This window comes from Desulfovibrio faecalis, from assembly GCF_053570625.1.
Genome location: NZ_JBRBQR010000001.1, coordinates 3102798 through 3113327, shown reverse-complemented (window position 1 = coordinate 3113327; position 10530 = coordinate 3102798). Strand labels below are relative to the sequence as shown.

Sequence of the window (10530 nt, the reverse complement as noted above, 5' to 3'; positions counted from 1 at the left end):
TTTGCGCCGGGGGGAGGCGCAATCCGCAAAGGTTGAAGAAGTATATAGGGCCGTGGGACACGGTGGTCTGCACACACAAAAAATGTGCGGAATCCACAGCCTAGTGCCTTGAGGCCGTGCCCTGAGATGTGTGTCGGCCTAGTGCGCCAGCCCGGGGCAAGCCCGGTCTTCAAGGCTGTCCGCATTGAGCCACATGTGACGGATAATGCCATCCACAAGGCCTATCTTGGGTATGATGAGCTGCTTTGCACCCGACATGTCAACCACGCCGAGGAATATGTCCAGTGCCGGAACAATAACGTCCGCCCGGTAGGCGTTGAGGCCGTATTTTTCCATGCGGCCTTCCAGCGGCAAGGCCAGCAGATCCTTGTAGAGGGCGCGCAGTTCCGGCGCGCCAACGGGCTTGCCGTCCCGTTTTTCGAGCAGCTTTGAAACTTTGTTGATATTGCCCCCAGAGGCAATGACGCATTCCGGCGCGTAGGTTTCACCCAGTCTGCGCATTTCTGTGGCAAAGCGTTCTCGTTCCGCCGGGTTCACCGCATTGGCGAGAATGCGCACCGTGCCGAGCTGAAAGGAAAAAGCCTCTTGCAGCTTGCCATCGCGCAGGGCGACCACCTCTGTGCTGCCGCCGCCCACATCCACATACAGGGCGCTGCTCACATCGGTGTATCGGGCAAGGGCATTGGCGTTAAAAAGAATCTGCGCTTCTTCCAGCCCGCTGATGATATCTATGCGCAGGCCTGTTTTTTCGCGCACAAGATTCATGATGTCCTGCCCGTTGGCGGCATCACGCATGGCGCTGGTGGCGCAGATGCGGTAGTGGTCAACCCCGTAGGCCCGCATGATGTGGGCAACGCCGATCATGGCGTCCACAAAGGCGGCCTGCTTTTGTTCAGAGATGGCCCCGTAAAGGAAAACATCCGTCCCAAGGCGAATGGGAATGCGAAGATAGGCGTTTTTTTTGACTGGCTTGTCGGGGCTCAGCTCTTCAACATTGCTGATGAGAAAGCGTATGGCGTTGGAGCCCACGTCAATGGCGGCAAGCATGCTGGGTTTCACTCTGTCTCCTCTAGAGAGTTTAACACTTGAAATACTCGCTTACGGCAGACAAAGCCTGCCTGCTCGCATTTCGCGGCAAGGATTTTCAGAAAAATCCTTGCAGAGCAGTTAACTCGCTTCATTCGTAAACTGCGCTTGCGGCAGTGGGTGAAATGCCTTGCGGTAGTTACCGCCCGCCCTGAGGCGCGGTTCGGTAAGACTACACCAAGACCGCAGGAATATACACTGGTTTTTAGGGCGAGGGGTGCAGGAAAACCTGCGACTTCAGGGTTTCTTTACATTGGATGCCTGCATGTCGGCGTAGATTTTTTCAGCACCCACGCCAAACAGTCAGGCCCTTGAATGGCAAGCAGCCCTAAGTTTCAGCTAGTGCGCCAGCCGTGTCGTCGCGCGCGGGCTTTCGGTTCTTGGTTGCAGGTGACCGTGACTTTTTGGCCCGGCTTATTTCGGTCTGAGCGGCAGGCGCATCTGTTGCAGGGCGTGCGGCCATGCGGCTGTAATATTCGTGGAGCACCGTCTGCGAGCGGCAGGGGGCCACGGATTCGCCCTTGCTGTATTTGTTGACCCCAGTGCCGTCAAGAATGCGGGCCTTGACGTTGTCCGCCCACTGGATGTCAAAAATATCCCGCAGATTTTGGCGTAGGGCCGGGCAGTGGACAGGGGCCGCCACCTCCAGCCTGCGGTCAAGATTGCGGGGCATCCAGTCGGCGCTTGAGATATAGGCCAGCTCGCTGCCGTTGTTGCAAAAGAGCGCAATGCGCGCATGCTCGAGAAATTTGTCCACAATGCTGATAGCCCGGATGTTTTCGCTCAGATCCTGAACCTGCGGCTTGAGGCAGCAGGCGCTACGCACAATAAGGCGTATTTCCACCCCGGCCTTGCTGGCGCGGTAAAGCAGCCGGATCATGGATTCATCGGTGAGGCTGTTGAGTTTTACGTGGATATAGGCTTTTTTCCCGGCTTTGGCATTGCGTATTTCTCGCTCAATGGCGTTGGTGAAAAAGGCGCGCATGCACTGGGGGGCCGCCACCAGCTCCCGGCACGAAACAGGCTTGTGCGATGCATTGAGAAAATTGAAGATGGTGCGGGCGTCTTCCGCAAATCCGGGATTGGCGGACAGAAGGCCCATGTCGCTATACAGGCGGGCTGTGTCTTCGTTGAAGTTGCCGGTGCCGATATAGACATAACCTGTTTTTTTGCTGCCCTCGACGCGCTCAACAAGAATGACCTTGCTGTGCACCTTGAGGTCTTTGAGGCCGTGGATAACGCGCACTCCGCCCTGATGCAGCATGTCGATGCTTTTGACGTTGCGCTCTTCGTCAAAGCGGGCCATGAGCTCCACGCAGGCCGTAACCCGTTTGCCGTTCTGCGCTGCGTTTATAAGGGCATTGATGATGCGCGAATGGTCGGCAGTGCGGTACAGGGTGATGGAGATATCCGTCACCTTGGGGTCGATGGCCGCCTCGCACAGAAATTCCACCACATGATTGAATGTGTGGTAGGGAAAGTGCAGCAGAATATCCTTGCTGCGCACCACCTTGAGAATGCTGGAAAAGGGTTTGATATCCGGATGGGTGAGGGCGGGCATGACGGCGTTTTCCAGATCTGGCCGCACGCGCGGAAAGTTCATGAGGCTGCGCATCATATGGTAGCGCGCGCCGGGGTCAAGCTCGCTTTTCTTGAGGTTGAGCTTTGAGGCCAGCAGAAAAAGCAGGTCTTCGGGCATGGCGCTGTCGTAGATAAGGCGCACGGGGCGGCCCCGCAGGCGGTGCTCCAGCCCTTCTTCCATCTTTTCAATGAGGCTTTTGGACACGTCGTCGTCAAGGCTCAGTTCCGCATCGCGCATTACCTTGAAGGTGTACGCGGAGATGCGGTCGTAGTTGAACATGAAGAAAATATTGTTCAGGCACAGCCTGATGATGTCGTCCACAAAGATGATGTCGTGGCAGCCGGGCGACGAGGGCATTTCCACAAAGCGCGGGCAGGCCGCGTTGACGGGGATGCGCAATACCGCATAGCGGCATTTGCCGGGTGCCGCGTCTGATTCCATCTTGACGGCATGGTATATCTGGCTGTCCTGCAGAAAGGGCAGCCGGGCGGATTTGTTCAGAATAAGCGGCACCAGCTGCGGATAGACCACATTGCCGAAATAGCCACGGCAAAAGGCATCCTGCCCTTCGCTGAGTTCTGTTTCATCGCGCACGCGTATTCCTTCGTGCTCCATGGCGTCCAGCACTTCCTCGTAGGTTTCGCGAAAGGCCGTTTGCGCGGTGGCGGCCTTGTCGTTAACGCGCTGCAAGGCTTCATCCGGCGTCAAGCCGCCCATGAGCAGCGGCTTTATTTTGCTTTTGGAGCGGGTAAGGCGCACAAGGGAAGCCACGCGAACCTTGATGAATTCGTCCTGATTGCTGGAAAAAATACCCAGAAAGCGCAGCCGCTGCATAAGCGGCGTGGAGTGGTCGCGGGCTTCCTGCAATATTCGTTCGTTAAAACTGAGCCAGCTCAGTTCCCTGTTGTTCATAACAGCCGAAGGCTTCATTGTATGCTCCCGTGGCATTGGTAAAACGGCAGGGCAATAACTACCCTCGCTTACGTCTGTTATGTATGATGGATTTGTTACAATTGCGTGGCGCAAGCCCGTATTTGCCCATGCAGCGGGCCATGCTTGCCGTATTTGTCACGCGCAAATAAAAAGGGCGTCCGCCTGTGCATGGCGGACGCCCCGATGGGTGTTGTAATGCCTGGGTCGCGTTAGCCGCGCTTCATGTCGGCTACCAGCTTGCTCAGGGTGTTGGCCTGGGTTGCCAGATCCGCCACGGAGCCGGAAGCGGCGTTCATGGCGTGGGCTGTCTGCTCAGAGCGTTCATTGACCTCAAGAATGGACTTGTTGATCTCGTCGCTGCTTGCGGACTGTTCCTCGCTGGCAGTTGCGATGGCGCGCACCTGATCGGCAGTGGAAAGCGCGTTGTTGACGATTTCGCGCAGGGCTTCGCCCGACTTGTTAGCAAACGTTGTGGCGGTTTGCACCTGTTCAAGGGCGTTGTCCATGCTTTGCACGCTCTTGGATGTGCTTTGCTGGATGGCCGCAATGGCGTTGCCCACATCGTTGGTGGAAGCCATGGTCTTTTCCGCCAGTTTACGCACCTCATCGGCCACCACGGCAAAGCCGCGACCGGCCTCGCCAGCACGGGCCGCTTCAATGGCGGCGTTGAGGGCCAGCAGGTTGGTCTGGTCGGCTATGTCTGAAATAACGTTCATGATGCGGCTGATGGCCTGGGCATGCTCGTTGAGAGTACCCATGTCATCCTTGAGCGCCATGGAAACAGAGTGCACGCGGTCAATGCTTTGCAAGGCCTGCTGCACGATTTTTTCGCCGTTTTCGGCATTGGCTCTGGTCTGGTCAGACATGTCTGAAGCGGACGAGGCATTGCTCGCCACTTCGCGCACGGTGGCGTTCATCTGGTTCATGGCTGTGGCAGCATCGCCGAGGCGCAGGGCAGACTCGCTCGAAAGGTGGTTGGCCTGGCCGATGTGGGCTTCAAGCTCGTTGGACGCGGAGGATATGACCTTCACCACTTCTTCCAGTTGCATGGCGGCAGAGAGCATGCCCTCGCGGCGGGCGTTTTCCGCCTCTTTGCGGGCGGCCTCTGCCTGCTCTGTGGCGGCTTTTGCCAGGGCGGTCTGCTGTTCGGCCTCCTCGCCTTTCTGGCGGGCGGTGGTGATCATTTCCTGCAGATTGCTCACCATGTTCAGCAGGGCAGCGTGCAGCTCGGCCAGTTCGCCGTAGAATTGCCGGGCGTCAAGGTTCACGTTGAGATCGCCGGTGGCGACCTTGTCGGCCTCCTTGACAATAAGGCTCAAGGGCCGATTGATGGAGCGCGCTATGACCCAGGCGATCAGCAGCATGATCAGGGCCACGCTGAGGGTAATGATTACGCTGGCGCGCACGGCGGTGTTGGTGGCCGCAAGAATTTCTTCCTCAGACTGGAGCATGAGGATCTTCCAGCCATGCGGCGTGGTGAGCACATTGGCGCGTACTTCGTGTCCGTTCACAACGGTTTGCAGCATGCCGTCCTTGGCGCCAAACAGCTTTACAAGGCCGGGATCCTGTATGTCCTTGCCAATGATTTTGCCCGTCAGATCCTTGTTGCGCGGGTCGCAGAGGATGCGCCCCGTGTTTTCGAGCAGCATGAAGTAGCCGGTCTTGCCGAAATTGAGTTCGGCAAAGCGCTGCGACAGGCCGTTGAGCGAAACGTCGATGCCCAGAACGCCCGTAAAGTCGCCCCGGCGTGAAAACATTTTGTGCGTGATGCCCACCACAAGTTCACCAGTGATGGAAAGGTAGCTGTCGGCCAGGCCGACCTTTTGCGACGAAGCCGCGCGCTGCGTGTACCAGGGCCGCTTGCTGGTATTGTAGCCAGCGGGTACCTTGGTATTGTCGGCAGAGGTCGCGTAGCTTCCGTCAGTGTAGCCTGCGTAGGCTTCCACGTAATCTTCTGAGCCTTCGTCAAGCCGCACCAGCGGCTGAACCGTTTTGAAGGCATCTACCGAAAGATCGGCTCGACGAAAAACGTCCGCTTCTTTATTGTTGGAGAAGTTGGGGAAAAGACCCACAGCTTCAGCAATGTAAGGTTCCTGCGCCAGAAGGGCGACGTCGCGTTCCGCCCCGCTGATGAATGTTTCCACATAGTTGTTCATGAGGCGCAACTGGGTTGAGGAATTGGAAGTATAGCTTTCCTCGGCATTGTTGCGCATGGTCATGATCATAAAGGGCAGGGTGCCTGCTGCCATCACAATAATTGTAAAAAGGAATCCAAGAATAACGCGCAGTCTGATAGTCATAGCAAGGCTCCTGCTCAATCTGAAGTGGACATGCGTCCAGTCTGGCGGATCTGACGCTAACAAGATTATCGGCTTGTTTTCTGGAATCTTAATATCTGAAATACAAATGTAACATGAAAAAAACGATGGGGGCAGATGACACATACGTAGTACTCCCCGTGCGCGCAAGAGGGGCAGGCCGCACTTGCCTGCTGCCCATGAGTGCGTATACCGTCAGATTGCAATACGGCAGCATCCGGTGTGTCTGCACGGTCAGTCTGCGCACCGCCGGTTAATCAAAATTAAAGATCGGGAAGGTTTGCATGTGTGCAACAAGCTTTTGGAGCAAGTGCAATGTGTCGGGCATTGCCCACAAGGGCGAAGAGTTCCTTAAATTTGTAGGGCCGGGGCTGCTGGTGACAGTTGGATTTATCGACCCTGGCAACTGGGCCGCCAATCTGGCTGCCGGGGCGGAATACGGCTATTCCCTGCTGTGGATGGTGAGCCTTTCCACCTTTATGCTCATTGTATTGCAGCACAATGCGGCCCACCTGGGTATTGTGACGGGCAAATGCATGGCCGAGGCCATAACGGAGTATTTTCCCTGCACCCTTGGTCGGCTTGTGCTGTTCAGCGCCTTTGGCGCTTCGGTCATGACCAGCATGGCTGAAATTCTCGGCGGCGCCATTGCCCTGCGCATGCTCTTTTCCATCCCCCTGCCCATTGGCGCAACCCTCACGGCTCTGCTCGCTGGCGGCCTTTTGCTGTTCAATTCGTACAATAAGGTTGAAAAGTGGATCATCGGTTTTGTGTCGCTGATCGGCATCGCCTTTCTGTATGAATTGTGGCTGGTGCCCGCCGGATGGCTCCCCCAGGCTGCGGTGGGCTGGGTGATGCCAGCCTTTCCCGAAGGTTCCATGCTGGTGATCATGAGCGTGCTTGGCGCGGTGGTCATGCCGCACAATCTTTTTTTGCATTCCGAAATTATTCAGAGCCGTCAGTGGAATCTTGAGGGCGACGCCTTTATCAAAAAAAGGCTCGACTATGAATTTTTTGACACGCTCTTTGCCATGCTGGTGGGTTGGGCCATCAACAGCGCCATGATCATTCTGGCTGCTGCGGTGTTCTGGACAGCGGGGGAGCATGTGACGGAACTTGAACAGGCCCGCGACCTGCTCAAACCCCTGCTGGGCGACAGCGCCTCCGTGATTTTTGCCGTGGCCCTGCTGTTTGCCGGGGTGGCCTCGTCCGTCACATCGGGCATGGCGGGCGGCATCATGACCTCGGGCATGGCGGGCGAACCCTACAATACCAAGGACAAGCACAGCGTCATGGGCATTGTTGGCTCGCTGGGCTGCGGCCTTGTGCTCATCTGGCTGACCAGCGACCCCTTCAAGGGCTTGCTGCTTTCGCAGATGGCTCTTTCGGTACAGTTGCCCATCACCATGGTTTCGTTGGTGGCGCTGACATCGTCCCCCAAGGTCATGGGCAAATACGCCAACGGCAAGGGCACAAAGCTGCTGCTCTACACGCTCACGGGCATCGTGACCGTGCTGAACATCATGCTGCTCTTCAGCGCGCTGGATTAGCGACATTTCTGAACCAGCCCAAGCATGTACCTGTCAGCGGACACAATATTGTATTGCCGTGTGGCTATAGTACAATATTGTCTGGATCGTGGATGAAGGTGAAAGGTAAATTAACTTACATATCGGCATGTTGAACGAAATCTTTCATCGGCATGTTCCTTGCTGTACCCAGAGCGGTTCCCAAACTTTTTGCGGAAAGAGGCACCATGAAAAGGCTTGAACATCTCATGCAGGCATTGCAGCAGCAGGATGATACCCCCGTCATGGGCAAAACAGACCTGCTGCTCTATGCCCCCTGCCCGGTAAAGCTTGTGGTCAAGGAGCGCATAGAGGCCATTGCCGCTGCGGCAAATCCTCCCCTCACGGCGCATATACCTATGGGCTGCACGTCGGTTGATCCTTATGACCCGCTGTATATGGAATCAGACGTGAACAAGCTGCCCGCCGTTATCGCGTCCATTGGCTACGGCGACTTCTGGCGCGGCGAATTTGTGCGGCGTTTTGTCAACACGGGCGTATTTGAAAGCGTACAGCCCCGCGTACTGAATCCCCTGTATGCCGATGCCGGGCTGATTGACCCTGCCGGGGCCTATACCATCTATGGCGTGACCCCGTATATTTTTCTGGTAGACCACAAAAAGCTGGACGGCCTGCCAGCGCCGAAAAACTGGGCAGACCTCATGAACCCACGTTATCGCGGGCAGATTGTCATGTGCGGCGATGGCGACGACATGGCCGATGCCGTGCTGCTCAACCAGTACAAGGATTTTGGCGAACCGGGCGTCACCGGGCTTGCCGCCAACATTAAAAGCTTCATGCACTCCTCGCGCATGGCAAAGGTCTGCGGCACAGCCGCGCCGGATGCCGGGGGCATCTTTATCATCCCCCTGTTTTTTGCCGAGAGTACCAAGCTGCCGGAACACGTGGAAATTGTCTGGCCTGAGGACGGCGCAGCCGCAAGCCCCCTCTACCTGCTGGCAAAAAAGTCTGAAAAAGCCCGTCTGGCCCCGGTGCTGGATTTCTTTGCCAATGGCTTTGGCGGCATAGACAGCGCCGCATGGTTCATCCCTGTGGACGGTTCGCGCCCCTCGCAGTTGCCCGCAGGGGCCAAGCTCAAATGGGTGGGCTGGGATTTTGTGGAAAGCAACGATGTGAACAGTCTGCGCGATATTCTGGCCCTGAAGTTCCGGCGTTTGCAGGCGGGCACGGCATGCGTCTCATAACCGTGGCGGGGCCGCCCGCGTGCGGCAAGACCTCGCTGGTGGTAAGGGCTGGCGCGGCCCTGAAAGCGCGGGGCGCGACCTGCGCCGTCATCAAGTTTGATTGCCTGCAAACCCGCGACGACGAACTCTACGCGGCGGCGGATATTCCCGTTTCCGTGGCACTTTCCGGCGGGCTCTGCCCCGACCATTTTTTTGCCACCAATCTGGAAGAAGCCTTTGCCTGGGCCGCAGAAACCGGGGCCGACATCTGCATTATCGAAACTGCTGGCCTGTGCAACCGTTGCTCGCCACATCTGCGCGGAGCCTTGGCCCTGTGCGTCATCGACAACCTCATGGGCATTGACGCGCCGGAAAAAATCGGCCCCATGCTGCGGCTGGCAGATGTGGTGGCCGTGACCAAGGGGGATCTGGTTTCGCAGGCAGAGCGCGAGGTCTACCGCTACCGCATCCGGCAGATGAACCAGCGGGCGGTTATCCGCCACGTGAACGGCCTGACAGGGCAGGGTTGCGCGGAGCTTGCCGCCATCATGGCCATCGCGCCGGACATTGCCTCCGTTACCGACATGCGGCTGCGCTTCGCCATGCCCGCAGCCATCTGCTCCTATTGCCTGAGCGAAATGCGCATTGGCGCGCGCTACCAGAAGGGCAACGTCAAAAAGGCGGAATTTGGAGAGGGCCATGGAGCGTGAAAATATGGAACTGGCCCTGCGCAGTCTGAGCCTGACCCCTGGGCGCGACAAGGCAGGCCAGCCGGAAAAGACGCAGATTCACTTTCGGCCCGGTGAAATCACGGCCCTGTTGGGGCCAACGGGCGCTGGCAAGAGCCGCTTTTTGAGCGATATTGAGTCGCTGGCCGCAGGCGATACCCCAACTGGTCGCACCGTGCTGCTCAACGGCGCGGAACCCGATGAAGACACGCGCTTTGATCTGCAGGGGCGGCTGGTGGCCCAGCTGACCCAGAACATGAATTTTGTGCTGGATATGGGCGTGATGGATTTTTTGCGCACCCACGCCCTGAGCCGCGAGGTGCCAGACCCCGAAGCCGCTGCGGCCAGGGTTTTTGCCGCCGCCAACGAACTGGCTGGCGAATCCTTTGACGGGTGTACGCAGTTGACCCAGCTTTCCGGCGGACAATCGCGCGCCCTGATGATTGCGGATACAGCCCTGCTCAGCTGGTCGCCCTTGCTGCTCATTGACGAAATTGAAAACGCGGGGGTGGACAAGCGCAAGGCCCTTGATCTGCTGCTGGCATCGGACAAGATTATTGTCATGGCGACGCACGATCCCGTGCTGGCTTTGGCGGCAGACAGGCGGCTGGTGTTCGAGCAGGGGGCCGTGGCATCGGTGCTGGCGCGTACCCCGGCGGAAGACGCCCTGCTGGCCCGGCTGGAAGAGATGGAGCGGCACTGGTCTGACGTGCGCGAGGCCCTGCGCAAAGGGGCGGACATGTCGCCCTGGGTTCTTTAGCTGGTATTTTTTGCGGGGGAAAACGCCCCGCACCAATCGTCATATGCTTTACTTGCAGTTTTAACAGGCTCTGTCTGAAGCAGAACAAGGAGCAAAATGTGCAAGATATACAAAGGCAGAGGCCGTCCCATGGGACGGCCTCTGCCTTTGTATATCTTGTGAAACGAACGTTATTTTTTTTCAAACATCTCGATCTGGGCAACCACCATGCGGCTGAACACGGCGGCAATGCTCTCTGCATCCACAGTGGCGGAGCCGGAACCGGCAAAGGCTTCGGCCACCTTTTGCGCATTGCTCACCATGGTGGAAAAAATCTGCGGGGTCACATTGGCGTTCATGGCGCGTTGGTAGGTGGAATCCATATTTTTTCC

Annotated in this window: 8 protein-coding genes; 4 read left to right on the top strand and 4 right to left on the bottom strand. The window is 57.5% G+C overall.

The features are described 5' to 3' along the window. Positions 1-138 precede the first annotated feature (138 nt). The 3 genes from ACUZ79_RS13770 to ACUZ79_RS13760 form a co-directional block, all read right to left on the bottom strand. Positions 139-1059, bottom strand: coding sequence for a Ppx/GppA phosphatase family protein (locus ACUZ79_RS13770; RefSeq protein WP_449251934.1), 921 nt, complete (start codon positions 1057-1059; stop codon positions 139-141). A 355-nt stretch (positions 1060-1414) separates the two neighbouring features. Beyond that, a complete protein-coding gene (gene ppk1, locus ACUZ79_RS13765; protein WP_449251933.1) occupies positions 1415-3598 on the bottom strand; it encodes a polyphosphate kinase 1 in 2184 nt (727 codons plus the stop codon). Positions 3599-3810: 212 nt separating this feature from the next. Then, positions 3811-5901, bottom strand: coding sequence for a methyl-accepting chemotaxis protein (locus ACUZ79_RS13760; RefSeq protein ID WP_449251932.1), 2091 nt, complete (start codon positions 5899-5901; stop codon positions 3811-3813). A gap of 302 nt (positions 5902-6203) precedes the next feature. On the opposite strand from ACUZ79_RS13760, the gene ACUZ79_RS13755 reads away from it, so the two are divergent. The 4 genes from ACUZ79_RS13755 to ACUZ79_RS13740 all read left to right on the top strand — a co-directional run bounded on the left by ACUZ79_RS13755 (position 6204) and on the right by ACUZ79_RS13740 (position 10159). Beyond that, positions 6204-7469, top strand: a complete 1266-nt coding sequence (locus ACUZ79_RS13755) for an Nramp family divalent metal transporter (RefSeq protein WP_449251931.1) — start codon at positions 6204-6206, stop codon at positions 7467-7469. 206 nt (positions 7470-7675) lie between these two features. Then, positions 7676-8692, top strand: a complete 1017-nt coding sequence (locus tag ACUZ79_RS13750; RefSeq protein WP_449251930.1) for an ABC transporter substrate-binding protein — start codon at positions 7676-7678, stop codon at positions 8690-8692. Beyond that, a complete protein-coding gene (locus ACUZ79_RS13745; RefSeq protein WP_022659565.1) occupies positions 8680-9381 on the top strand; it encodes a GTP-binding protein in 702 nt (233 codons plus the stop codon). The genes ACUZ79_RS13750 and ACUZ79_RS13745 overlap by 13 nt, the downstream gene beginning before the upstream one ends. Then, positions 9371-10159: an ATP-binding cassette domain-containing protein gene (locus ACUZ79_RS13740; RefSeq protein ID WP_449251929.1), complete on the top strand. Its 789-nt coding sequence runs from the start codon at positions 9371-9373 to the stop codon at positions 10157-10159. The genes ACUZ79_RS13745 and ACUZ79_RS13740 overlap by 11 nt, the downstream gene beginning before the upstream one ends. Positions 10160-10329: 170 nt before the next feature. Here the strand turns inward: ACUZ79_RS13740 and ACUZ79_RS13735 are convergent, their stop codons facing one another. Beyond that, the gene (locus tag ACUZ79_RS13735; RefSeq protein WP_192113350.1) at positions 10330-10521 is read right to left on the bottom strand and encodes a hypothetical protein; all 192 of its coding nucleotides are present in this window, start codon (positions 10519-10521) and stop codon (positions 10330-10332) included. Between the last annotated feature and the right edge of the window lie 9 nt (positions 10522-10530).

Excerpts from the sequence above, each read along its gene's own strand:
- ACUZ79_RS13750 (WP_449251930.1), top strand. The coding sequence starts at position 7,676 with ATGAAAAGGCTTGAACATCTCATGCAGGCATTGCAGCAGCAGGATGAT.
- ACUZ79_RS13755 (WP_449251931.1), top strand. The coding sequence starts at position 6,204 with ATGTGTGCAACAAGCTTTTGGAGCAAGTGCAATGTGTCGGGCATTGCC.
- ACUZ79_RS13735 (WP_192113350.1), bottom strand. The coding sequence starts at position 10,521 with ATGGATTCCACCTACCAACGCGCCATGAACGCCAATGTGACCCCGCAG.
- ACUZ79_RS13740 (WP_449251929.1), top strand. The coding sequence starts at position 9,371 with ATGGAGCGTGAAAATATGGAACTGGCCCTGCGCAGTCTGAGCCTGACC.
- ppk1 (WP_449251933.1), bottom strand. The coding sequence starts at position 3,598 with ATGAAGCCTTCGGCTGTTATGAACAACAGGGAACTGAGCTGGCTCAGT.
- ACUZ79_RS13760 (WP_449251932.1), bottom strand. The coding sequence starts at position 5,901 with ATGACTATCAGACTGCGCGTTATTCTTGGATTCCTTTTTACAATTATT.
- ACUZ79_RS13745 (WP_022659565.1), top strand. The coding sequence starts at position 8,680 with ATGCGTCTCATAACCGTGGCGGGGCCGCCCGCGTGCGGCAAGACCTCG.